Below are 21,719 nucleotides of genomic sequence, written 5' to 3' on the forward strand. Positions count from 1 at the left end.
TGACTATTTCCTGCCCGCGCAATCCGGGCTGAGCAGGCGGCCGGTGCTGTCCACCGTCATGCTCTCCTGCTTGCCCTGCATGGCGCCGTTGATGGTCATGCGCACGGTGTAGGCGCTGTCGCCCTGGAAGATCACCTGCCCGCTGCCGCTGGACGGCGGCTTGGTGCAGGTGAAGCTGACGTTCATGCCGCCGGCCACGGGCGTGCTGGTGGACTTGCAGTCGCCTTGCTGCCCCGTCGGCAATTCCTTTTTCTCCGCCATTTCCTTGGTCACGCAGTAGGTCAGCTTCATGCCGCCGTCGCCGCTGCTGCTCAGGGCCACGCCTTGCTTGGCCATCATGGCTTCCACCATCTTGCGCTGCTCGGGCGGCAGGCTGGCGAGCTGCTTTTGCGCCTCGGACAGGGCCTGGGCGTTGCCGCCGCTGGCGGACTGGATCTTGTTGGTGATTTCCCACAGGCCGGGCCGTATGGTCTGGGCGGCGGCGGGAAGCAAAAAGCCGGCCGCGAGGATGGCGGCCGGCAGGATGTGGCGGGCTTGTGGCATGGCGGCTCCTGTCAGTTCAGCCGCCAGCATACTCCAATCAGCCCCGGCTTTGCGGTTCCGCCACGAAGATCTCGACGCGGCGGTTGCGCGCGCGCCCGCTGTCGTCGTTGTTGGAGGCGATGGGTTCGCGCGAGCCCTTGCCTTCCACCGTGATGCGGGTGGGCGACACGCCGCGCGCGGCCAGGTAGTCGCGCGCGTTGCTGGCGCGGTCGACCGACAGCGGCTGGTTGATGGCGTCGCTGCCGGTGCTGTCGGTGTGGCCGATGATGCTGACCGTGGCGGCGGGGTTCTCGTTCAGCGTGGCGGCGAAGCGGTCCAGGATGGGGCGGAAGTTGGACTTGATGTCGGCGCGGCCGGTGTCGAAGGAGATATCGCTGGGAATTTCCAGGCGCAGGCGGTTGTCGTCGGTCTTGCTGACCTGGACGCCGGTGCCTTGCGTGGCCTGTTCCATGGCGCGCTTCTGGTTCTCCATGCGGGTGGACCAGATATTGCCGATCACGGCGCCGGCCGCCGCGCCGATCAGCGCGCCGCCGGCCGTGCGGCCACTGCTGTGGCTGCCCGTGGTGCCGCCGATCAGCGCGCCCAGCGCGGCGCCGGCGCCGGCGCCGGTGGCCGTGCCGCGCTGGGTGGCCGACATGTCGGCGCAGCCGGTGCTGGCGATGGCCAGCGCCAGGGCGCCGGCCAGGGCGCCGCTCAGTTTTTTCTTGCTGATTTGCTGCATGGTGACTCCTTTACGCTAAATGCCGCGTCCGCTTATCAGGCGCAGCAGGATCATGATGACCGCCACTACCAGCAAAACGTGGATGAAGCCGCCGATGGTGTAGGAAGTCACCAGGCCCAGCAGCCAAAGTATGATCAGTACAACCGCGATGGTATAGAGCATGATAGTGGTCCTCTCGTGTGGATGTTGATGTTGGAAGCTTCAGTATCGGCGTTGATGCAGTGCTTATCTGTACGGTGCCGTACATACAGGAAAATTTCCTAGCCGTGACGCAGTTCGCCTTTCACCACGCGCACGCGTTCGCCCTGCTGCCAGTTTGGCGCGCTGCGGTGGAAGGTGCGGTAGCTGCCGTCGTCCATGCGCACCTTGATGGTGTAGCTGCGCGTGGCGCGCATATTGCCTTCCACCTGGTTGCCCACCACGGCGCCGCCCACCGCGCCCGCCACGGTGGCCAGCTGGCGCCCCGTGCCGCCGCCGATCTGGTGGCCCAGCAGGCCGCCCACCACGGCGCCAGCACCGGCGCCCAGGCCGCTGCCCTGGGCGCGCGTGTTCACTTCGCGTACGGATTCCACCACGCCGCAGCTCTTGCACACGGCAGGTGCGGCAGGCTCGGCCTGCGCCACGCGCTGCGGCTCGGCGGCGGGAGCGTAGCCGCCGCCCGCATCGGCGCCGGAGCGGTTCGCCGGCGGCGGCACCGGCGTCAGGCTGGAGCCGGGGCCGGGGCCGGGGTGGTAGCCGGGATAGGACGTCTGGCCCTGTGCCTCTGGCAGCGGCGCTGCGGCGGCCTGGACGGGCAGCTCGGCCCGGGGCGATGGCGTGCTGTTGGAGTTGGGCAGCCAGCCCATCACTGCGGCGATGCCCACGCTGCAGAACAGGATGACGGCAATGGCCGCAGCCAGCAGCAGTGGATGGTTGGTGCGCAGGGAGGTGGTGTTCATGATGGTTTCCTTAACAGTCTGATGCGTAGGATTTTCTCCCCGCTGCCCGGCTGGTTCAGTGCGTCAGCGTACATACACCGCTATTCATTGCCGCTAATCTGAAATTCACGATAAAGAAACGATAATTATTCCCATCCCATGGACTTGACCTTCGCCTCCGCACATAGCAGCATGCCGCCGCCGGACTTCGGCAACCGGCTGCTGGCCAGCCTGCCCGAAGACGATTTGCTGCACCTCGATTCGCTCTGCGAGCAGGTGCATGTGGACGTCGGGGACGTGCTGTACGAGCCGGGCCAGGCCATCCAGTACATCTACTTCCCCAGCGACAGCCTGATTTCCCTGCTGGCCGTGGCGGAAGGGCGCATGACGCTGGAAGTGGGCTCGGTGGGGCGCGAGGGCATGATAGGCGCGTCCGTGGCGCTGGGCCATCGCTTGGCGCAGGTGCGGGCCGTGGTGCAGCGAGCCGGGCACGCCAGCCGCATCCAGGCGGGCGATTTCTGCGCCGAGTTCGGCCGCATGGAGTCGCTGCAGCGCCTGCTGTACCGCTACACCGATACCTTGCTGGCGCAGGCGATCCAGATTGCCGTGTGCAGCCGCTTCCATGTGCTGGAGGCGCGGCTGGCGCGTTCGCTGCTCATTACGCGGGACCGGCTGCAATCGGAGAAATTCCACCTGACGCATGAATTCCTGGCGCACGCGCTGGGGGTGCGGCGCGTCGGCGTGACCAAGGCGGCCAGCGCATTGCAGAACCAGAAGCTGATTACCTACAGCCGGGGCAATATCGAGATACTGGATTCGGCCGGCCTGGAGGCCGTGTCCTGCCGTTGCTACGAGATGGTCAAGGACACGGGGAGTATCGGTATGGCTAACGTGTTTCTGTGACAGCCGGCGGGGATTAACGCGGTGGCTTGTTGACCTGGTTGCCGATCACGCCGCCCACTGCCGCGCCGCCCACGGCGCCGACCGCGCTGCCGCCGGTCAGCACCGAACCGGCCACGCCGCCGACGGCCGCGCCGACCGCCGTGTTTTTATCTTGCTGGGACATGCCCGCGCAAGCGCTCAGGGACAGGATGGCGGCGATGGCCGCGAGGTGTTTGATGGTGTTCATGGTGGTTCTCCTTGATGGTTGGGGGGATTACTTGAGACGCATGTCGTTCGTTACGCTTTTCACGCCGTTGATGCTGCGCGCGGCCGCCACTGCCTTGTCGATTTCCTCTTGCGAGGACACGAAGCCGCTAAGCTGCACGGCGCCCTTGTAGGTCTCCACGTTGATTTCGGAGGCTTTCAGGTCCGGCTGGTTCACCATTGCGGCTTTGACGTTGGCGGTCAGCACCGTATCGTCGAGATACTCGCCGGTGCTTTCCGAGGTGCTCGTCGATGCGCAGCCCACCGTGGCGGCCAGCATCAGCGCGCCAAGCAGGGCAGGGAGGGATTGCAGAGGTTTCATTATTGGCTCCTTGTGGTGTGGCGCCTGGAGCGGCGCTTGCTACAGGATCAGCGTAGCCCGTCGCGGCTGATTGTTCTGTACGCCACCTCACGCTGGAGCAAAGCTGGCCTATTGTTTCTGCGCGGGCTTGCTTTTCAGGGTCTTGCCGGGCGGCGGCGCCACCGGCTTGACGCGCGCCTGCGCCAGCAGCTTGCCGCATTCGCTGTCCTTGCCGGGGCCGGTGTTGATCAGCGGCAGCAGCGCCGCCACCGGGGCCGCCGCCACGGCCAGCGCCAGCGCGCCGCCGGCCTTCAGGGCCAGCACGCCCTTGTCCACGCTCACGTCCGGCTGCTTGAAGGTGCCCGTCACATACAGCGGCGAGCGCAGCGTGATGATGCGCAGGCCTTTGCTGTCGGGCTTGAGCGTCAAGTTGAGCTGCTCGCTGGCCAGGTTCACGCTGCCGTTCACGTTGATGACGGCGTCGTCGGTGTCGACGATGAACTCGCGCGTCTGCGCCAGGCCTTTGGTGACGGCGAAATCGGCCGCCATGCAGTTGAGCTTGACCTGCTTGTCGCCGGACAGCGTGGTCAGCACCACGTTGCCCAGGTTGAGCCCCATCTGTTCCAGCAGCAGCTTGCTGATGCTGCCCTGGTTGATCAGCGCCTTCACTTCGCCATTGGAGCCGGCCAGCAGGGTGGCCACCGAGTCGCCGGTGGCGCTGAGCGAGGCGTCGCCGTTGATCTCGCCCACGCTGGCTTTCAGGCCGTCCAGGGTGGGGAACAGTTCTTTCAGCTTGAGGTGGCGCGCGGTGGCTTTCAGCTCGGCGCGGATGGCGTTCTTGTCGGTGCGGCCGCTGCCGTCCAGCTTGACGTTGGAGGCCAGCGTGCCGCCGGCCCAGTCGAAATTGAGCGGCGTGAGCGCCAGCACGCCGTCCTTCAAGTGGAAGTCGGTCACCAGGTTGGCGATCGGCAGCTGGTGCTCGCGCACGATGCGGTCGGCCTTGAATTTCACGTCGGCGTCGATGCTGGTCCAGCGCTCGGTGCGGAATTTTTCCACCGGCAGCACTTTGCCGCTGGGCTGCACGGCTGGCAGGCCGCGCGCTTCCTTGCTGGCGTTGGAATCGGCGCCCACCAGCGGGCCGAGGTCGGCAAACTGCAGCAGGCGCGAGTGGACGTTGCCGCTCAGGTAGCCGCGCGGCTGCTTTTGCTGGTATTCCATATGGCCGCTGATGTCGCTGGAGCCGACCTTGCCGGTGAACTTGTCGTAGGTGTAGTGGCCGCTGTCCTTGCCCAGCGTGGCGCTCAGGTGGCCCGAGGTGGTGAAGGGCGGCGTCTCCGGCAGCACGATGCCGGTCAGCGCGTACAGGCGTGCCATGCTGGGCGCGGACAGGGTCAGCTTCATGTCCAGCGCGGCCAGCGCGGCGGGCTTGGTCAGCGTGCCTTCCACGGCAATGCGGGTGCCGCCCAGGTTGACGTCGGCCGCGATCGGGTAGGGCGCGGTCTGCTGCTGCAGCGACAGCACGGCGCCGGCCTTGCCGCCGCCGCTGACGGGCGCGCCGCGCCACTGCCCCTTGAGTTTCCAGGACACGCCGTACAACGGGTCGGCGTTGATGGTGTCGATCTCGGCGGTGGCGTCGGCCTTGGCCAGCGCGTCCTTGTAGTGCACGGTGCCCTTGGTGAACACCACGCGCTGCAGGTCCAGGCGCCAGGGCGAGGGCTTGTCCTTTTTGTCGAAGGTCCAGTTGTTGCGGCCGTCCTCGCCGCGCTGCAGCAGCACGGACGGGGTTTCAAAGCGCAGCACCGGTATCGAAATCTCCTTGCCCAGCAGCGCGAAGGGATTCAGCGAGAAGGAGAACTCGCCCACGCTGGCCATCTCGGCCGGCTCCATGCCGGCGGGATTGCCGAGGTGGACGTCGCGCGCCACCAAGTGGGGCCAGGGCAGGTGGTCGCGCCAGCTGCGCTCGCGTTCGGGCACGATCTGTTTTTCCCACGTCAGCGCCAGGTTGCCCTTGATGGCGAAGGGGCGGCCTATGGCCTCGCTGGTTTTTTCGCTGAGCCAGGGCCGCGCGCGGTTCCAGTCGTAGTTGAGCAGCACCACCAGCGCCACGGCCGGCACGGCCAGCACGGTGGCGCCGATGGCGAGGGCGATTTTTGTCTTTCGTGGCATGGGCATGATGCGGCCTTTCTTTGTGTTCTATGTTTATACGCGCAGCCTACACCACGCGTCGCGGCTGCAATGTGCGGCACCGTACTGAATGGTTTCCTGGGAACGCTTATAACGTTTACACATCGCAACCATCAAGGAGAATAACAATGAACACACCGCTGCGTAGGCAATCCGCCGCCGCCCTTTGCGGCCTGGCCCTGCTGGTGATTACCGGCTGCGCCAGCCAGAAGACGCCCGCCACCGCCGATGTCGCCGTGTCGCGCGCGGCAGTCGACAGCGCCACCTCGTCCGGCGCGGCCGAACTGGCCCCGGCCGAGATTGCGTCGGCCCGTGAAAAAATGCTGCGCGCCAACCAGGCGCTGGCCGCCAAGGATTACCAGGCCGCGCGCGACCTGGCCACGCAGGCCCAGGCCGATGCGCGCCTGGCGCAAAGCAAGGCCAACTCGGCCAAAGCCACCGCCGCCGCCGACGCGCTGCAGGAAAACATCCGCGTGCTGCGCGAAGAGCTGGACCGCGCCAACACCACCACCGTCAAATAAGCAGGAGGCCACCATGAAAAAATCCATCTTCCAACCCGCCGCGCTGGTGCTGGCGCTGGCTGCCGCTCTGGGCGCCTGCAGCTCCGCGCCCACCACCACCAGCTTGCTGGACCAGACCCGCGGCGACTATACGGCGGCGCAGAACAATCCGGCGGTGGCGCAGTATGCCCAGGCTGAGTGGCGCCAGGCCACGGCCGCGCTGGACCGCGCCAACGAAGCGGCCGCGCGCAAGGAGAATGCCGCAGACGTTGACAAGCTGGCTTATATCGCCAAGCAGCGCATAGGCGTGGCGCAGGAAGTGGCCAAGCAGAAGGGCGCCGAGGCGTCGGTGGCCGATGCGGCGCGCCAGCGCGACCAGCTCCGCCTGGATGCGCGCACCGCCGAGGCGGACCGCGCCAAACGCGGCGCCGAGCAGGCCCAGGCCGAGGCGGAGGCCGCCAAGGCGCAGGCCGATGCGGCGCGCATGGCCGCCGAGCAGCAGGCCGGCGCCACGCGCGAGGCGCAAGCCAAAGCCGATGCGCTGGCGGCCCAGCTGGCCGAGCTGCAAGCCAAGCAAACCGAACGCGGCATCGTCATCACCTTCGGCGACGTGCTGTTCAATACCGACCAGGCCGTGCTGACCGAAGGCGGCCAGCGCACCATCCGCAAGCTGGCCGACGTGCTGAAGCAGAATCCGGACCGCAATGTGATGGTGGAAGGCTTCACCGACAGCACCGGCACCTCGGCGCACAACCTGGAGCTGTCGCAGCGGCGCGCCGAGGCGGTGCGCAGCGCGCTGATGGGCATGGGCGTGGAAGGCACGCGGGTGGCCACGCGCGGCTACGGCGAAGCTTATCCGGTGGCCGGCAACGACTCGGCGGGCAACCGCCAGCTGAACCGTCGCGTGGAGATCGTGCTGTCCGAAGCGGGCCGCCCTGTCACCTCGCGCCAATGAACTTTTGAAAAGGACGCATCATGGTTGAATCGACAGTAACCCCAGCATCCCATGCACCGGCAGGCATCGATACGGCCGCCATCCGCGCGGCAGCGCAGAATTTGGCGGACGGCCCGGTGACGGCCGGCTACAAAGGCGACCGCGAGGCGGTGATCAAAATGCTGAACGGCGCGCTGGCCACCGAGCTGGTCTGCATTCTGCGCTACAAGCGCCACTACTACACGGTCACCGGGCGCGACAACGCCGGGGTCAAGGCCGAGTTCCTGGAGCACGCCACGCAGGAGCAGGAGCACGCCGATTGGCTGGCTGAGCGTATCATTCAGTTGAACGGCGAACCTGATTTCAATCCGGCAACATTGCTCGATCGCAGCCATGCCGAGTATGATGAGTCAGCGGAGGTGCAATCGATGGTGCGCGCCAACCTGATCGCCGAGCGCGTCGCGATTGAAAGCTACCGCCAGATGATAGAGCAGATCGGCGAATCGGACCCGACGACGCGGCAACTCTTGATCAAGATCATGGCGGTGGAGGAAGAACACGCCGACGATATGCGAGACTTGCTGGAATAGAATATTTTTTTTGCTGTACCGTTTCAACCCACCATAACAACAGGAGTCCATCATGCTTGAAAATAACATCAGTACCGTGAACAACGACGTGAAAACCCTGGTCAAAGACGCCCAGGCCCTGTTCACCGCCGCCACCGCGCTGACCGGTGAAAAGGCCGAGGAACTGCGTGGCCGCGGCATGCGCGCGCTGGACACGGCGCTGGCCAAGGCCCACGAAGCGCAGCAAAGCGCGGTTGCGGCCGGCAAGCAAATGGCGCAGTCGACCGACGCCTATGTGAAAGAAAACCCATGGCGTTCGATCGCCCTGGCAGCCGGCGTCGGCCTGCTGGTGGGCGTGATCCTGGGCCGCAAGTAATTGCGCGTGCCAGGAGCTGAAATGGAGCAACCCGCATCGCACGCCCCTGGCTTGATCGGCTCGCTGGCCGGTGTCTGCCGCAACACCGCGCGGCTGATACTGTCGCGCATAGAACTGGCCGCGCTGGAGCTGTCCGAGGTGCGCGAGCACCTGGTGCAGCTGTCGGTGGTGTTTGCGCTGGCGCTGGTGGCCGGCTGGTTCGCGGTGGCGTTCACCACCGCCACTGTGGTCTACCTGGCGTGGGCCGCGATAGGCTGGAAAATCCTGCTGATCCTGGCAGTGGCGTTCGTCCTCATCACCCTATGGCTGGTGATGATGGCGCGCGCCCTGCTGCGCCAGAACAAGCTGGGTTTGCCCATGACGATGGCGGAGCTGAAAGGCGACCGCGACATGCTGCTGTAACGTGCCAAGGAATGATCGATGACCAAGGAAGAACGCGCGGCGCACGCCGCCGCCAAGGAGAAGCTGATGCTGGAAGGCCAGCTTTACCGCGTCAGCGTGGTGCACGCCAAGGCCCAGCTGGGCAATGCGCTGCGGCCGGACGCACTGGTGCACGGCGCCATCGAGCACGCGCTGGGGGCGGTGCAGCACCGTTTCGCCGGCTTGTTCGGCGGCCATGGCGGCCGTGATGGCGCGGCGGGCGAGGGCGGTACGGCCGCCCTGGGCGGGCTGGCCAGCCTGGCCGGCATTATTGGCGTGGTCAAAGGCATGGGATTGACGCGGGCGCTGCCGATGGCAATCCGCGTCGGCTCCTTCGTGGCGCGCCGCCGCCTCGTCAAGCCGGTGCTGGTCGCCGGCGTGGCCGCCCTGGCGGCCGGCCTGTGGCTCTCGCGGCGCAAGCCATAAGCACTGTAGATAAAGCAAAACGCCGCGATCATCGCGGCGTTTTTTTTGAGCCGGCGGCTTACTGCCCGCTGGTGTCGTACACGGCCTGGCGCGGATTGTTGGCATTGGCCAGCTGCTGGCGCATATTCCCCATATCCGCCACATAAGTGGCTTGCGCTTCCTTCAGGCAATCGGCGCGTTCAGCCTGCTCCATCTGCTTGCAGGCGGTGCGCGCCTCGGCCAGCGCGGCATTGATTTCCTTGCGCAGCGTGGCCAGCTGCTGCGCTTCGGTGCGGTCAGGCTTGGTCCAGCGGGCGGGATCGCCGTGCCGCAGTTCCTGGCGCTGGTGCTTCTCCACCTCCGGCGGCGTGACCTGTGCCTGGGCCGCGCAGCAGGCGGCCAGCAGGCCTAAGACGAGAGTGCGTTTCATGATGGGCTCCTTGTGCATGCGGCCGCTTACAGCCGGCCGGTAATCAGCATGAATAGCAGGACCAGTACGATCAGTCCCGTGACGCCGCTGGGCGCATAGCCCCAGTTGCGGCTGTGCGGCCAGGCCGGCAGCGCGCCTATCAGCAGCAGGACTAATACGATCAGAATGATGGTTCCCATGGCGTTCTCCTTGAGTTGTAATTGGTGGTGCGGTGCTTGGTGGCTGCTTGGTGGCTGCTTGGTGGCTGTGTAGTGGCTGCTTAGTAGCGGTAGACGCGGCCGTCGACCATGCGCACGCGGTTGCCCACGCGCAGGTCGTAGACGCTGTCCTGGTTGATGGTGCGGTACTCGCCGTTGTCCAGCCGCACGGTGATCTGATAGGCGTCGTAAGGCTGGTTGCGGTTGCGTTCCACCTGGTTGCCGACCACGGCGCCGCCGATCGCGCCGGCCGCCGTGGCAGCCGCGCGGCCTGTGCCGGAGCCGACCTGGTTACCTACCAGCGCGCCCACCAGGCCACCGGTGACGGCGCCCACGCCGCTGGTGGCGGGATCGAGGCGGACGATCTGGATGTTGTCGATCACCCCGGTGGTGGCTTCGTTGCCGGCGGTGGTGTAGCTGGTGGATTGCATGGGGGTGCTGGAGCAGCCGGTGATCAAGGCGGAAGCTGCGATCATCAATGCCGCAAGAGTAGGTGTGGTCTTCATATCGATCTCCTGGAAAGTGTGCTTACAGCATAGTCAGCTTGCCTTCCGGGGTCTGTGCGATGACGCACGGAGCCTTTTGCTGCAGGGTTTGTTTCAAATGCGGCAAATAATTCATGGTGTGTACGCTAGCGTACAGAAGCCGCGCCGCGCCTGGGCCAAACTGCAGACTGCTCAGTTGAGCACCTTTCAAAACCAAGGAGAAGACCATGAAGATCGCTCAAAAATTCGCTACCGCTGTATTTACCGCCGCTACCGTCTTTACCGTTGTTGGCTGCGCCTCCAGCCCGACCAAGGAAGGCGCCGGCGAATACGTCGACGACACCGTGCTGACCACCAAAGTGAAGGCCAGCATTTTCAACGAGCCTACGCTGAAATCGACAGAGATCAATGTCGAGACCTTCAAAGGCACCGTGCAGCTGAGCGGCTTTGTCGCCCAGCCTGGCGATATCACCAAGGCCGGTGAAATTGCGCGCGGCGTAGCCGGCGTGAAGTCGGTGAAAAACGACATTCGCGTGAAGTAAGCTGCGCGCGGCGCCGTCCCTGCGGGGATGGCGCCGCCTGCCGACATCCCCATGACGCCCGCCGACGACACCGAGGCTGCCTCCCGCCTTCCACTGCATGTACACGCGCGCGGCATCGCGCTCGGCATTATTGCCACCGTTTCCTTTCTCTACGCGCTGCAATGGGCCAAGAATTTCCTCGTGCCCCTGCTGCTCGGCATCTTCCTCGCTTATACCCTGAATCCGCTGGTGTGCTGGCTGGAGCGCTTGCGCCTGCCGCGCGCCCTGGGCGCCACCCTGGTCACCGTCGCCATCCTGTGCGGCTCGGCCGCCATTGCCGACAAGCTGCACGGCGAATTCGAGAGCATCGTCGACGAGCTTCCCACCGTTACCCATAAACTCGCGCGCCTGATGTCCGACAAGCTGGGCAAAGGCCCCAGCACGATAGAACGCATCCAGGCCGTCGCCACCGAGATCGAGCAGGCCGCGTCCGGCAGCGCCAAGCGCACCGTGCGCAAGGCCGTGCCGGCCGAGCAGGGCGGCATCAAGGTGATCGACTGGGTGTGGGCCGGCTCCATGGGCGTGGCCGGCTTTGTCAGCCAGGCCACCATGGTGATCTTCCTGGTGTTCTTCCTGCTGCTCTCGGGCGACACCTTCAAGCGCAAGCTGGTCAAGCTGACCGGGCCTTCGCTGAGCCGCAAAAAAGTCACCGTGCATATTCTCGAGGACATCAACAGCAGCATCCAGCGCTATATGTTCATGCTGCTGGTGACCAATGTGCTGCTGGCGCTGCTGATGTGGATGGCCTTGCGCGCCATCGGCCTGGAGAACGCGGGCGCGTGGGCCATCGTGGCCGGGCTGCTGCACCTGATGCCTTACTTCGGCCCCTTGCTCATTACCAGCGCCACCGGCGTGGTGGCCTTCATGCAGTTCGAATCGCTGCAAATGGTGCTGCTGGTGACCGGCGCCTCGCTGGCCATCGCCACGCTGGTGGGCACTTTCGTCACCACCTGGATGACCGGCCGCATCGCCCGCATGAATCCCGCCGCCGTGTTCGTCAGCCTGCTGTTCTGGGGCTGGCTGTGGGGCGTGTGGGGACTGCTGCTGGGCGTGCCGGTGATCGTGATCGTCAAAGTGGTGGCCGAGCGGGTGGAAGGCATGGAAGCGGTGGCCGAGCTGCTGGGAGAATAGAGCGGGCTTGAATTTCTCCGGCAGGGGGCGTATAAAATCAACACCACCCCTGCGTTGGCACTGACCGGAGAATAATGATGGCTATTCTTTTTGAAGGCAAGCAAGGCACGGCGCTGCCTTTTCCCTGCACCGACGAATTGCTGGAACTGGAGGACTGCGGCGGGCACGCCATTCCCGTCCTGCGCCCGGCCCCCCAGGCTGCGCGCGCCGCCATGGCCGCCTTGCAGCAAGCGGCGCCCCAGCTCGAGTGCGACCCCGAACAATTCCTTAGCCTGCGCCTGGGCCGGGCCGAGTACATGGTCTGCATGGCGCGCCAGGCCCTGGCGCCGGACCGCGCCGGCAATCTGCTGAAACAGAAGACCGTGCTGGGCGCGGTCGCCACGCGTGCGATGGACGAGGACGTCTACCGTATCGACCATATGCTGCTGGCCGAGCCGGTGGCGGGCCTGGCTTGCAGCGTGCACGTGCTGGTGCAGCACCGCTCGGGCGAGCTGGCCATGGCCGGCTGGGGCGAACTGGCGGCGGGCCAGCTGCTATTCCATTTGCATGCGGTGAACCGGCCCGGCGCCGTGCCGGCCGCCATTGCCGGCTGCCTGGGCGGCGGACGCCTGGAGATCACCCACGCGGCGGCCCGCCTGCCTGGCGAGCGGCACTAGAACAGCAGATTGCCGTGTTCGTCGCGCGGGTGGTGGCGCAGGCTGCCTAGCTGCAGCGCGTACTGGCGCGCGAACTCGGCGCCGAGAAAGAAGATCTGCGCCGAGTAGTAGACCCATAGCAGCAGGGCGATCAGCGAGCCGGCCGCGCCGAAGCTGTTGGCCACGCCGCTGTTGCCGATATACGCCCCGATGCCATACTTCCCCAGCGTGAACAGGGCCGCCGTGCCGAGCGCGCCTATGGTCACGTCGCGCCACGACAGCACGATGCGCGGCAGCAGCTTGTAGATCACGCCAAACATGGCGGCGATGACGGCGAAGCCGATCACCCAGTTGAGCACGCTTAACGCCAGCGTGGCCTTGCTCCACAGCCCCTGCCAGTACTTGTCCAGCACGGCCAGCGCCGCGCTCACCACCAGCGACACCAGCAGCAGGAAACCCAGCACCAGCACCATGCCGAAGGACAGCAAGCGGGTGCGCACGGTGTCCCACAGCGTGCCCTGCGTGAGCGGCGGCAGCTGCCAGATTTCGTCCAGGCTGGCTTTCAGTTCGGCGAACACGGTGGTGGCGCCGAACAGCAGCAGGGCGCCGGCGGCCAAGGTGGCGAAGCGGCCCTGCTCGGGATTGCGCGCGCCGGCCAGCACCGCCTGCAGCGCTTCCGCGCCCTGCGGCCCGACCAGGCCGCGCAATTGGCCGAACAGTTCGCCCTGGGCCGCCTGCTGGCCGTAGAAGGCGCCGGCGATGGCGATCACCAGCACCAGGATGGGCGCGATGGAAAACATGGTGTAGAAGGCCAGCGCCGCGCCTTTGCTGCTGGCGCGGTGCTCCAGCCATTCGGTGACGGTGCAGACGGCCACGCTGCGCAGCGTCTTCACCCGGGGCGGAATGTGTTTCATGGCAAGTTCTCCTTCCGAAATGGAAAGAGGGGGCCGAAGCCCCCTCTCTATCAGTCAGATGACCAGCCGTGCGATTAGTTCACGCGGCGTTCGATGGTCACTTGGTCGACTTCAACGCGGCGGTTAGGCTCCAGGCACTTGATCAGGTCTGCGCGTTTTTTGTTGTCGCACTTAACGACAGGCTGGGACTCGCCCTTGCCCACGGCGGTCAGGCGGTCGGCAGCCACGCCTTTGCCGGTCAGGTAAGCCTTGACCGAGTTGGCGCGCTGTTCCGACAGCTTCTGGTTGTACTTGTCCGAACCGATCAGGTCGGTGTGGCCGGTGATGGTCACATTGCCCACGGATGGGTTGTTGTTCAGCAGCGTGGCCAGCTCGTCCAGCTTAGGCTGGTTCGGGTTCAGCTTGGCGCTGTCGAAGGCGAACAGTTCGGTCGCCGACATGGTGATTTTTTCGAAGCGCGGCGCTGGCGGCGGCGGCGGAGCAACCGGTGCAGGCGCCGGCGCGGCGACTGGCTCGGGAGCCGGCGCTGGTGCGGGAGCCGGCGCCGGCGGCACTGGCTTGGCGCCCAGGGCGTAGTTCAGGCCGACGGTCAGGTACAGGTTGTTGCTCTTGCTGCCGACGGCAGGGAAGGCCGAACCGCGCAGGAAGCCGTGCACATTGCGCAGGTCCATTTGCAGCGCAGCGCGGTCGGTCAGGTCAGCCTGGAAGCCCAGGCCGGCGCTGATGAACGGGGAGCTCTTGCGCACTTCGCTGCGCAGAGGCTGGTTCTGGGTGTCGCGCTCGGCGCCGATACCGGCCAGCAGGAAGGGACGGAAGGAGTTGCGGGAGAACAGGTACAAGCCGTCCAGGCCCAGGGTCTCTTGCTGGTAGCGGCGCGCGTCTTCCTTGGCGCGGGCATAGGTGTAGCCAGCCTGGATGTCCCAGTTCGGGGCGATGGCTTTGCCGAATTTCAGGCCCGCGCCGTATGCGCTCTGGTCGGTTACGAAACCGGAGTCCGGCTTGAATGCGCTCACGCTAGGCTGGATGTACCAGTTTGGATTGATCTGTGCGTCTTGGGCCATGGCGGCGGTCGACGACAGCGTAACGATGGCTGCAATGATAGCGAGCTTGTTGGTCTTTTTCACAAGTAACTCCCGTTTTTATTTGAAGGTGGTGCTGCCTACACAGCGAAGTTTCCAGCGTCTTGCTCTGCTGTTGGACTGGACTTTATGGACATTTATCCAACTGAACCGTGCGTTACCGCACAAAACCTTGCGCAAAATCAAAAGTGTTGTCGATTTGTGACGCCCCAGTCCGTGAACCACACGCAAATTGCGCGGTCCAATGGAAACAGCGCCGGCAACCAAAAATGGTGCGGCGCGGTGGCATTGTATCAGAGTAACAAGCTTAGTGACTTGTAATGGCTTGCACTGACTTGTAATTACTTGTAATCAGCGTGCCGGTGGCGGGGGGGCGGGTTCCGGGGCTGGTTTGGCGGCGTCCGGCACCACGATCAGGGTGTCGCCTGGCTTGCCGGGTTCGCCCGGTGCGCCTTGCGGACCGGCGGGACCGGGGACGGGCACCGGCACAGGGACGGGAACGGCGGCAGGGGCCGGCGTGTCTACCGGCGGCGGATTGTTGACGGTGGTGCGTTCGCAGGCAGCCAGGGCCAGGGTGGCGGCGGCGGCAGCTAACAGGACGGACAGTTTCATGATGAATCCTCTCTTCAAGTGGACAAGCTGCAGCCAGATTAGCGGTCTTCAGCGTTCCCTTCTGTACGCGAACGCACCAAGCCCAAGTTTGCGTATTGCTCATTTATGTTCGTTGCCGCACAGACCAAAAATGGCCCCGGCGGCATTCTGGAGCCAAGAAACCAGACTAGTGTGTCGCTGGAAAAGGCAGTCGGGCCTGCTCCAAGCAATGCTGGCTATCGTTAAAGGAGTGATGAAATGCATGCAATCATACAAAACCAAAATTCCGGTCTTGCCCTGCAGGAGCCCATCAAATCGGCTGACAAGCCCCGGCTGACGCTGGTGGAGCGTCCCGGTCCCATTTCTGAACGCAAGGCCCTGTCGCTGGCGCCGATCGAGCGGGTGCGCTCGACTTCGGCCACGCTGCGCCGCATCGAGAATATGCAAAAACTGATCGGCGAGCTGCAGCAGCACGAGATGCTGGCGGACGAGATTGCATGGTTCCTCAAGTTTTCGCCGTCCGGCGCGCGCAAATACATCCGCGACCTGCGCGATGCCGGCGTGATCGAACTGGCGCGCTATATAGAAGGCACCGCCACCTACCTGGGCAAGGCGGTCTACCAGCTGACGCCCGACCCTGAGCGCGTGAAGATGTTCCTGGCCGCCATTTCGCAGCCCAAGCGCGAAGGCGCGCCGCCGCGCAAGGAACGCCCCAGCCTGCGCGAGCAGGCCATGGCCGGTGCCGGACGCCATTTCCACATCCTGGCCGACGACACCCATTACGCCATCCGCGTGAACCGCGGCCCGGTCACCCGCGATCCGCTGGTCGCCGCCCTGTTCGGCGCGCCCACCTCGCTGCAGAAAGCGTAAGTCCGGCGCAGCAGCGCCGCCGCAGTGCTAAAGTAAGAACAGCCGGACAGCGTTCCGGCTGTTGCGCATTGAATTGGCGCAAAGGAACCCCACCTGAGGCGGACGAGTTTCCTTATGGATGGCACTATGGACGGATTGTTGTGGCTCCCCGTGTTGGCGCTGGCGCTGGCCGCACCCCTGCTGTACCCGCGCTGGACCCTGCGCCGCGCGCTGGCGCGGCCCTTGCCGGCCGCCGCGCAGGCCGTGCTGCTGCGCAATATCCCGGTCTACAGCAGCATGGGCGCGGAATTGCAGCTGCAATTGCAGCAGCTGATCAAACAGTTCCTGCACACCAAGAAGTTCGTCGGCTGCGAAGGGCTGGAGGTGGACGACGAGATGCGCTACACCATCGCCGGCCAGGCTTGTTTGCTGCTGCTGAACCGGCCCAGCAAGGTCTACCGCGCGCTGCACACCATCCTGCTGTATCCCAGCGCCTTCCTGGCGCCGCGCCAGCAGATGGAGGCGGGCGGCGTGGTGACGGCCCATAAGCAAACCCTGCTGGGCGAATCCTGGGACGACGGCCGCGTGGTGCTGTCCTGGGCGGACGTCAAACTCGGCTACCGCGACTGGACCGACGGCCACAATGTGGTGCTGCACGAGTTTGCGCACCAGCTCGACAGCGAATCGGGCAGCACCAACGGCGCGCCCTACCTGGGCAGCCAGGACAGCTACCGCAGCTGGTCGGCCGTGCTGTCGCGCGACTACGACAACCTGCGCTACGACGCCTATTACGGCCGCCAGGACAGCGTGATCGACCATTACGGCGCCACCAGCCCGGCCGAATTCTTCGCCGTGGCCACCGAGACCTTTTTCGAAAAGCCGTGGCAGATGGCCGAGCGCCATGCCGCGCTGTTCGGCGAGTTCCTGAAATACTACCGGGTCGATCCGCGCGCCTGGCTGGCGCAGCCTGCGCCGCCGGAGCCCCTGACGGCGCTGGCCACGGGCTTGGCGCCCATGCCGGCGCACAGCGGCGAGCCGCGCCGTTCCTACGCGATTGCAAGCTGGTAGCGGGCGAATAAATAGTGCGCTTTCCAAAACGGAAAAGCGCATAATCGCAGCATATCCCTGGCGTGGGCGGAGGGCTGCATGCAATTCGAGGAATTCGATTTTTTCACGCAAGCCCCCTCGGCGCCGGCCACCGCCGCCGAAGCCGCCTCGCCGCTGGTGCGCTTGCAGTACCTGGTCGACAACACCCCCGCCATCATCTATTGCACCGTGCCCAGCGGCGACTTCAAGATGACCTTCGTCAGCAACAACGCCCTCAATGTGCTGGGCTACCGGCCGGAGGACATGGTTGCCGACCCGAATTTCTGGTTCGACCATATCCACCCGGACGACGCGCCGAATATCTTCTCCAGCCTGGCCAGCATTTTCACCGAAGGGCAGCGCGCCTACGAGTACCGCTTCCGCGCGGCGGACGGCTCTTACCTGTGGATGCACGACAGCCTGCGCCTGATACGCGACGAGCACGGCGCGCCGCTGGAGGTGATAGGCTCGCTGACCGACATCACGGTGCGCAAGCATATGGAGCAGGCCCAGCACGAGCTGATCGCCAAGCTGCGCGAGGCGCACGAGCAATTGCTGCAGTCGGAAAAAATGGCCTCCATCGGCCAGCTGGCGGCCGGTATTGCGCATGAGATCAACAATCCGGTGGGCTTCGTCAATTCCAATATGAACACGCTGCGCAGCTATGTCGGCACGCTGTTCGGCGTGCTCGACGCCTACGACCAGGCGCTGGCCGCGCAGCCGCTGCCGGCGGTGCTGGCCGGGCGCATCGCGGCGGCGCGGCAGGCGGCCGACCTGGCGTTTCTGCGCGAGGACGTGACCGAACTGGTGAAGGAATCCATGGACGGCCTGAAGCGCGTCAAGGACATTGTGCAGGCGCTCAAGGACTTTTCCCACGTGGGCGAAACCGAGTGGCAGGTGGCCGACCTGCACCACGGCCTGGACAGCACGCTGAATATCGTGGCCAATGAAATCAAGTACAAGTGCACGGTGGAGAAGCACTACGGCGTGCTGCCGCAGGTCGAATGCCTGGCCTCGCAGCTGAACCAGGTGTTCATGAACCTGCTGGTCAACGCCGGCCACGCCATCAAGGAGCGCGGCACCATCACCCTGCGCACCGGCGCCGAGAAAGGCTGGGTGTGGATAGAGGTGGGCGACAGCGGCTGCGGCATACCGGCGGAGAACCTGAACCGCATCTTCGAACCTTTTTTCACCACCAAGCCGGTGGGCAGCGGCACGGGGCTGGGCTTGTCGCTGTCCTACGGCATCGTGCACAAGCACGGCGGCCGCATCGAGGTGGCCTCGGAGGTGGGCAAGGGCACGCGCTTCACGATACGGCTGCCGGTGCATCCGCCCAAGACCGAAGCGGCCGCGGCTACAGGATGATGGAGCCGTCCGGCGCCCAGTTGACCTTCAGCAGGCCGGGTTCCTCCGCTTCCAGCCGCTGCGCCTCCAGCTCCTGCGGCGTGAGCGGCGTGGGCGGCGCGGGCTGCAGCCCCTGGCTGGCGAGCAGGCTGTCGCGCTGCGCCAGCGCTTCGCCGATATTGGTTTGCAGCTCGGCCAGGTGCCAGGGCTTGGGGATGAAGCGGAACACCTGGGCGTCGTTGATGGCGCTCATGGCGGTTTCAAAATCGGTGGAGGCGGTCAGCATCATGCGTATGGTGTTGGGCGCCACGTCCTTGAGCGCTTGCAGGAAGGCCACGCCGCTCATGTGGGGCATGCGGTAGTCGGAGATGGCCAGGTCGAACTCGCAGGCGCACACGCGCTGCAGCGCGTCGTAGGGATTGGTGAAGATTTCCACGCGCAGGTCGGGGATGGCCAGGTGGGCGCGCATGGAGCGCTGCAGGGCCAGCAGCACATTCATTTCGTCGTCCAGCAGCAGGATGCGCCTCATTGCTTCTCCTTTGCGGGCCGCACGCGTATCGGCAGGCGGCCGCCGCTTTTCGCTTCAAAGTCCTGCACCTGCTGGATCATGCGCGCGTCCAGCACATGGTCGGCGGCCAGCAGCATCAGGCCGTCGCGGCTGACCAGGTCGCGCGCCAGCACCATGCCGGGCACCAGTTCGCCCGACAGCATCTCCACGCCGCTGGCCTCGTCGCCGCCGCCGCCGTCCACCACATGGCGGAAGGCGTTCACCACGTGCGGGTCGTAGCGCGTGCCGCTGGCGTTGATGATGAGCGACTTGGCCTCGTCGGCGCGCAGGTGGCGCTGCACCATGGCGCCTTGCTGCAGGTTGAAATAGTCCACCGCCAGCGCCAGGATGCGCGCGCCCAGCGGGATCGCCAGCCCGGCCACGCCGTCCGGGAAGCCGTTGCCGTCAAAGCGTTCGAGCTGGGCGCGCAGGATGGCGGCGCTGCCGCGCAAGTCCTCCAGCGGCATCAGCAGTTGCTCGGCGCGCACGGGATGCTTGCGGAACAGGCCCAGCTCCTCGCCGTGCAGCATGGTCAGCGGCGTGGCCAGCATGTCGTCGCTATAGCCTATCTTGCCCAGGTCGTGCAGCAGGCCGGCCACGAACACGTCCTGCGCCTCGCGCGCGTCCAGCTTGAGGTGGACGGCGATCTTGCGCGCCAGGTCGGCCACCTGGCGCGCGTGGCCGGACAGCGCGCCGCCGCGCATCTCCAGCATGCTGGAAATGACCTTGATGGTGGTGACGAAATTGTGCTTGAGCTTGTCGTTCGCGGCGATGGCCGCGTCGCGCGACAGCTTGAGCTGCAGGGTGCGCGCCTCGACCTTGGCCTCCAGGCTGTGGTTGAGCTGCTTCAGCTCCTCGTTCTGGCGCAGCGTGAGCGCTTCCAGGCGCTGCTTTTCCTGCTCCAGCGCGCGCCGCTCCAGCGCGTGGCGCACCACCAGCTGGATGTCGTTGTCGTCCCAGGGCTTGGTGATGTAGCGGTAGATCTCGCCGCAGTTGATGGCGTCCTGGATGGACTGGATGTCGGAGTAGCCGGTCAGCAGCAGCCGCACCGTGTCCGGCCAGCGCTGGCGCACCTGGGCCAGGAAGCGGGCGCCGTCCATCTCCGGCATGCGCATGTCGGAAATCACCAGGTCCACCGCTTCGGCCTCGAGCACGCGCAGGCCCTCGGCCCCGCTTTCGGCCAGCAGCACGCGGTAGCCGGCGGGGCGGAACAGGCGCCGCAGCGAGGCCAGGATGTTGGGCTCGTCGTCCACGCACAGCAGGGTGGGCATGGCCGCCGCGGGTGCGGCGGGCGGGGGCGCGGCGGCAAGGGGCTGGGCAGGCGTCATGGTTGGGGGGCTCCTGGTTCGGTCGGGGACTTGTCATGGCGCACCGGCAGCAGCACGCGGAAGGTGGTGCCGGCGCCCACCGTGGACTGGACCGTGATGGCGCCGTTGTGCTTGCGCACGATGCCGTAGGCCATGGACAGCCCCAGTCCCGTGCCTTTGCCGACCGGCTTGGTGGTGAAGAAGGGGTCGAAGATGCGCGACAGGTTGTCCGGCGCGATGCCGCTGCCGTTGTCGCGCACTTCCAGCCACACGTGGCCGCCGTCATCGGCGCCGGTGGCGACGGTGATGGTGCCGCGCTCGCCGGCTATGGCGTGCGCCGCGTTCACCACCAGGTTCATGATCACCTGGTTGAGCTGCAGCGGCAGGCATTCGATGTCCGGGATGTCGCCATAGTGCTTGACCACGTCGGCCTTGTACTTGACCTCGTTGCTGACGATGTTGAGCGTGGAGTCTATGCCCTGGTGCAGATTGGCCCACACCCATTCCTGGTTGGCGTCCACGCGCGAGAAGTCCTTCAGGTCCTGCACGATGTGGCGCACGCGCACGATGCCTTCCTTGGACTCGTTCATCAGCGAGGGGATGTCTTCGCGCAGGAAGTCCAGGTCCAGCCCCTCGCGCATGGCGCGCAGGCGTTCGGCGGTGGCGGCGTCGGCCACGTGGGGCTCGGCCTCGCGGTAGGCCTGCAGCATCTCGAACAGGCTGCCCAGGTAGCTTTGCAGGGTGCCGAAGTTGGAGAAGATGTAGCCGATGGGGTTGTTGATCTCGTGCGCCACGCCGGCCGCCAGCTGGCCGATGGAGGCCAGTTTTTCCGACTGCAGCAACTGCTGCTGGGCCATGCCGAGCTGCTCGTTGAGTTCGGTCAGCTCGATATTGCGGCGGCGCAGTTCGGCGTCGGCCAGTTCGCGCTGGCGGATGTCGTCCTCCAGCCGCTGGTTCGCCTCGGCCAGCTGGGCCGTGCGCTTTTCGACCAGGTGCTCCAGGCTGTCGTGCGCCTTGCGCAGCGCGTTTTCCGCCACCCGGCGCTCGGTCACGTCGCGCAGCGTCTGGATCGCGCCCACCACCTGGCCGCCGCCGTCGCGCAGCGGCGCCGCCGTGAAGTGCAGCCAGTGGCCGCTGACGCCGATATTGGGGAAGAAGTCCTCGTCCTCGTAGGCGCCGGGGATGAGCGCGGAGCGCTTGTGGCGTTCGCGGTAGTGCTCGCTGGCGGCCGGGTCCACGCCGGACACGATGAGGTCGGCCAGCAGCGCGCGCTGCTTGGGGTAGAAGGCCTGCCAGTGGTTTTTCGTGCCCACCATTTCCTCCGTGCTCCAGCCCAGCAGGTGCTCGCAGGCCTTGTTCCAGTGCGTGATGGTGTGCGCGGTGTCGAGCACGAAGGTGGCCACGGGGTGGCCGTCGAGGAAGGCCGACAGGGCGATGGCGGCCGGGCCGGCTTCACCGGCCGCATGCGCGCCGGGACCGCTGGTGCTGGCTGCGCTGGCTGTGCTGTGGGGCATGGCGGCTCTCCCG

The 21,719-nt window shown here is 65.8% G+C and carries 29 protein-coding genes; 13 read left to right on the top strand and 16 right to left on the bottom strand.

What is annotated here, in order from left to right; genetic code table 11:
• Positions 1 to 3: 3 nt before the first annotated feature.
• The 4 genes from KT882_RS11460 to KT882_RS11475 form a co-directional block, all read right to left on the bottom strand.
• Positions 4 to 543, bottom strand: coding sequence for a DUF3617 domain-containing protein (locus KT882_RS11460; protein WP_161075206.1), 540 nt, complete (start codon positions 541 to 543; stop codon positions 4 to 6).
• A gap of 37 nt (positions 544 to 580) precedes the next feature.
• Positions 581 to 1,264, bottom strand: coding sequence for an OmpA family protein (locus KT882_RS11465; RefSeq protein ID WP_228895836.1), 684 nt, complete (start codon positions 1,262 to 1,264; stop codon positions 581 to 583).
• 15 nt (positions 1,265 to 1,279) lie between these two features.
• Positions 1,280 to 1,426, bottom strand: coding sequence for a lmo0937 family membrane protein (locus KT882_RS11470; protein ID WP_161075394.1), 147 nt, complete (start codon positions 1,424 to 1,426; stop codon positions 1,280 to 1,282).
• A 98-nt stretch (positions 1,427 to 1,524) separates the two neighbouring features.
• Entirely contained in the window at positions 1,525 to 2,202 is a 678-nt protein-coding gene (locus tag KT882_RS11475; protein WP_228895838.1) for a glycine zipper 2TM domain-containing protein, read from the bottom strand.
• 138 nt (positions 2,203 to 2,340) lie between these two features.
• On the opposite strand from KT882_RS11475, the gene KT882_RS11480 reads away from it, so the two are divergent.
• Positions 2,341 to 3,084 carry a Crp/Fnr family transcriptional regulator gene (locus KT882_RS11480; protein ID WP_161075392.1) on the top strand — a complete coding sequence of 248 codons (744 nt, stop codon included), beginning with the start codon at positions 2,341 to 2,343 and terminating at the stop codon, positions 3,082 to 3,084.
• Positions 3,085 to 3,097: 13 nt separating this feature from the next.
• On the opposite strand, the gene KT882_RS11485 is transcribed toward KT882_RS11480, so the two are convergent.
• The 3 genes from KT882_RS11485 to KT882_RS11495 all read right to left on the bottom strand — a co-directional run bounded on the left by KT882_RS11485 (position 3,098) and on the right by KT882_RS11495 (position 5,800).
• Positions 3,098 to 3,310 (bottom strand): glycine zipper 2TM domain-containing protein, encoded by a 213-nt coding sequence (locus tag KT882_RS11485; RefSeq protein WP_161075391.1) that lies wholly within the window; start codon positions 3,308 to 3,310, stop codon positions 3,098 to 3,100.
• A 27-nt stretch (positions 3,311 to 3,337) separates the two neighbouring features.
• On the bottom strand, positions 3,338 to 3,649 hold the full coding sequence (locus KT882_RS11490; RefSeq protein ID WP_228895840.1) for a BON domain-containing protein: 312 nt from the start codon (positions 3,647 to 3,649) through the stop codon (positions 3,338 to 3,340).
• 108 nt (positions 3,650 to 3,757) lie between these two features.
• A complete protein-coding gene (locus tag KT882_RS11495; protein WP_228895842.1) occupies positions 3,758 to 5,800 on the bottom strand; it encodes an AsmA family protein in 2,043 nt (680 codons plus the stop codon).
• A gap of 140 nt (positions 5,801 to 5,940) precedes the next feature.
• Between KT882_RS11495 and KT882_RS11500 the strand changes: the two genes are divergently transcribed.
• From KT882_RS11500 to KT882_RS11525, 6 genes are read left to right on the top strand one after another with little or no spacing between them, the layout of a single operon-like run.
• Complete coding sequence (locus tag KT882_RS11500) at positions 5,941 to 6,333, top strand: DUF4398 domain-containing protein (protein WP_161075388.1); 393 nt, start codon at positions 5,941 to 5,943, stop codon at positions 6,331 to 6,333.
• A gap of 13 nt (positions 6,334 to 6,346) precedes the next feature.
• Entirely contained in the window at positions 6,347 to 7,267 is a 921-nt protein-coding gene (locus tag KT882_RS11505; protein ID WP_228895843.1) for an OmpA family protein, read from the top strand.
• 20 nt (positions 7,268 to 7,287) lie between these two features.
• Entirely contained in the window at positions 7,288 to 7,836 is a 549-nt protein-coding gene (locus tag KT882_RS11510; RefSeq protein ID WP_228895845.1) for a ferritin-like domain-containing protein, read from the top strand.
• Between the two features lie 52 nt (positions 7,837 to 7,888).
• Positions 7,889 to 8,191 (top strand): DUF883 family protein, encoded by a 303-nt coding sequence (locus KT882_RS11515; protein WP_057155779.1) that lies wholly within the window; start codon positions 7,889 to 7,891, stop codon positions 8,189 to 8,191.
• 21 nt (positions 8,192 to 8,212) lie between these two features.
• A complete protein-coding gene (locus KT882_RS11520) occupies positions 8,213 to 8,593 on the top strand; it encodes a phage holin family protein (RefSeq protein WP_161075385.1) in 381 nt (126 codons plus the stop codon).
• 18 nt (positions 8,594 to 8,611) lie between these two features.
• Positions 8,612 to 9,037, top strand: coding sequence for a hypothetical protein (locus tag KT882_RS11525; protein WP_161075384.1), 426 nt, complete (start codon positions 8,612 to 8,614; stop codon positions 9,035 to 9,037).
• Between the two features lie 58 nt (positions 9,038 to 9,095).
• On the opposite strand, the gene KT882_RS11530 is transcribed toward KT882_RS11525, so the two are convergent.
• The 3 genes from KT882_RS11530 to KT882_RS11540 form a co-directional block, all read right to left on the bottom strand.
• Positions 9,096 to 9,446: a hypothetical protein gene (locus tag KT882_RS11530; RefSeq protein WP_161075383.1), complete on the bottom strand. Its 351-nt coding sequence runs from the start codon at positions 9,444 to 9,446 to the stop codon at positions 9,096 to 9,098.
• Positions 9,447 to 9,472: 26 nt separating this feature from the next.
• On the bottom strand, positions 9,473 to 9,625 hold the full coding sequence (locus KT882_RS11535) for a DUF3309 domain-containing protein (RefSeq protein ID WP_161075382.1): 153 nt from the start codon (positions 9,623 to 9,625) through the stop codon (positions 9,473 to 9,475).
• Between the two features lie 80 nt (positions 9,626 to 9,705).
• Positions 9,706 to 10,149 (bottom strand): outer membrane lipoprotein, encoded by a 444-nt coding sequence (locus KT882_RS11540; protein WP_161075381.1) that lies wholly within the window; start codon positions 10,147 to 10,149, stop codon positions 9,706 to 9,708.
• 206 nt (positions 10,150 to 10,355) lie between these two features.
• Between KT882_RS11540 and KT882_RS11545 the strand changes: the two genes are divergently transcribed.
• The 3 genes from KT882_RS11545 to KT882_RS11555 all read left to right on the top strand — a co-directional run bounded on the left by KT882_RS11545 (position 10,356) and on the right by KT882_RS11555 (position 12,496).
• Positions 10,356 to 10,670 carry a BON domain-containing protein gene (locus tag KT882_RS11545; protein ID WP_161075380.1) on the top strand — a complete coding sequence of 105 codons (315 nt, stop codon included), beginning with the start codon at positions 10,356 to 10,358 and terminating at the stop codon, positions 10,668 to 10,670.
• Between the two features lie 51 nt (positions 10,671 to 10,721).
• Positions 10,722 to 11,840, top strand: coding sequence for an AI-2E family transporter (locus KT882_RS11550; RefSeq protein WP_161075397.1), 1,119 nt, complete (start codon positions 10,722 to 10,724; stop codon positions 11,838 to 11,840).
• Positions 11,841 to 11,914: 74 nt separating this feature from the next.
• A complete protein-coding gene (locus KT882_RS11555; RefSeq protein ID WP_161075379.1) occupies positions 11,915 to 12,496 on the top strand; it encodes a hypothetical protein in 582 nt (193 codons plus the stop codon).
• On the opposite strand, the gene KT882_RS11560 is transcribed toward KT882_RS11555, so the two are convergent.
• The 3 genes from KT882_RS11560 to KT882_RS11570 all read right to left on the bottom strand — a co-directional run bounded on the left by KT882_RS11560 (position 12,493) and on the right by KT882_RS11570 (position 15,080).
• Entirely contained in the window at positions 12,493 to 13,389 is an 897-nt protein-coding gene (locus tag KT882_RS11560) for a YihY/virulence factor BrkB family protein (RefSeq protein ID WP_228895846.1), read from the bottom strand. The two genes, KT882_RS11555 and KT882_RS11560, sit on opposite strands and share 4 nt — an antisense overlap.
• A 74-nt stretch (positions 13,390 to 13,463) precedes the next feature.
• Positions 13,464 to 14,513, bottom strand: a complete 1,050-nt coding sequence (locus tag KT882_RS11565) for an OmpA family protein (RefSeq protein ID WP_228895848.1) — start codon at positions 14,511 to 14,513, stop codon at positions 13,464 to 13,466.
• 306 nt (positions 14,514 to 14,819) lie between these two features.
• The gene (locus KT882_RS11570; RefSeq protein ID WP_228895851.1) at positions 14,820 to 15,080 is read right to left on the bottom strand and encodes a hypothetical protein; all 261 of its coding nucleotides are present in this window, start codon (positions 15,078 to 15,080) and stop codon (positions 14,820 to 14,822) included.
• A 237-nt stretch (positions 15,081 to 15,317) separates the two neighbouring features.
• Here KT882_RS11570 and KT882_RS11575 point away from each other — a divergent pair, with 237 nt between their 5' ends.
• The 3 genes from KT882_RS11575 to KT882_RS11585 all read left to right on the top strand — a co-directional run bounded on the left by KT882_RS11575 (position 15,318) and on the right by KT882_RS11585 (position 18,359).
• On the top strand, positions 15,318 to 15,929 hold the full coding sequence (locus tag KT882_RS11575; protein ID WP_228895854.1) for a winged helix-turn-helix domain-containing protein: 612 nt from the start codon (positions 15,318 to 15,320) through the stop codon (positions 15,927 to 15,929).
• Between the two features lie 126 nt (positions 15,930 to 16,055).
• A complete protein-coding gene (locus KT882_RS11580) occupies positions 16,056 to 16,976 on the top strand; it encodes a M90 family metallopeptidase (protein ID WP_161075375.1) in 921 nt (306 codons plus the stop codon).
• Between the two features lie 78 nt (positions 16,977 to 17,054).
• On the top strand, positions 17,055 to 18,359 hold the full coding sequence (locus KT882_RS11585; RefSeq protein WP_161075374.1) for an ATP-binding protein: 1,305 nt from the start codon (positions 17,055 to 17,057) through the stop codon (positions 18,357 to 18,359).
• Here the strand turns inward: KT882_RS11585 and KT882_RS11590 are convergent.
• Genes KT882_RS11590 through KT882_RS11600 form a run of 3 tightly spaced genes read right to left on the bottom strand, consistent with a single transcriptional unit; the run spans position 18,349 to position 21,706 of the window.
• The gene (locus tag KT882_RS11590) at positions 18,349 to 18,867 is read right to left on the bottom strand and encodes a response regulator (protein ID WP_161075373.1); all 519 of its coding nucleotides are present in this window, start codon (positions 18,865 to 18,867) and stop codon (positions 18,349 to 18,351) included. The genes KT882_RS11585 and KT882_RS11590 overlap by 11 nt on opposite strands.
• Positions 18,864 to 20,213 (bottom strand): HD domain-containing phosphohydrolase, encoded by a 1,350-nt coding sequence (locus KT882_RS11595; RefSeq protein ID WP_228895856.1) that lies wholly within the window; start codon positions 20,211 to 20,213, stop codon positions 18,864 to 18,866. The genes KT882_RS11590 and KT882_RS11595 overlap by 4 nt, the downstream gene beginning before the upstream one ends.
• Positions 20,210 to 21,706, bottom strand: coding sequence for an ATP-binding protein (locus KT882_RS11600; protein WP_228895858.1), 1,497 nt, complete (start codon positions 21,704 to 21,706; stop codon positions 20,210 to 20,212). The genes KT882_RS11595 and KT882_RS11600 overlap by 4 nt, the downstream gene beginning before the upstream one ends.
• Positions 21,707 to 21,719 lie beyond the last annotated feature (13 nt).

The organism is Pseudoduganella aquatica, assembly GCF_020865585.1.
GTDB classification, from domain to species: Bacteria; Pseudomonadota; Gammaproteobacteria; order Burkholderiales; family Burkholderiaceae_D; genus Rugamonas; species Rugamonas aquatica_A.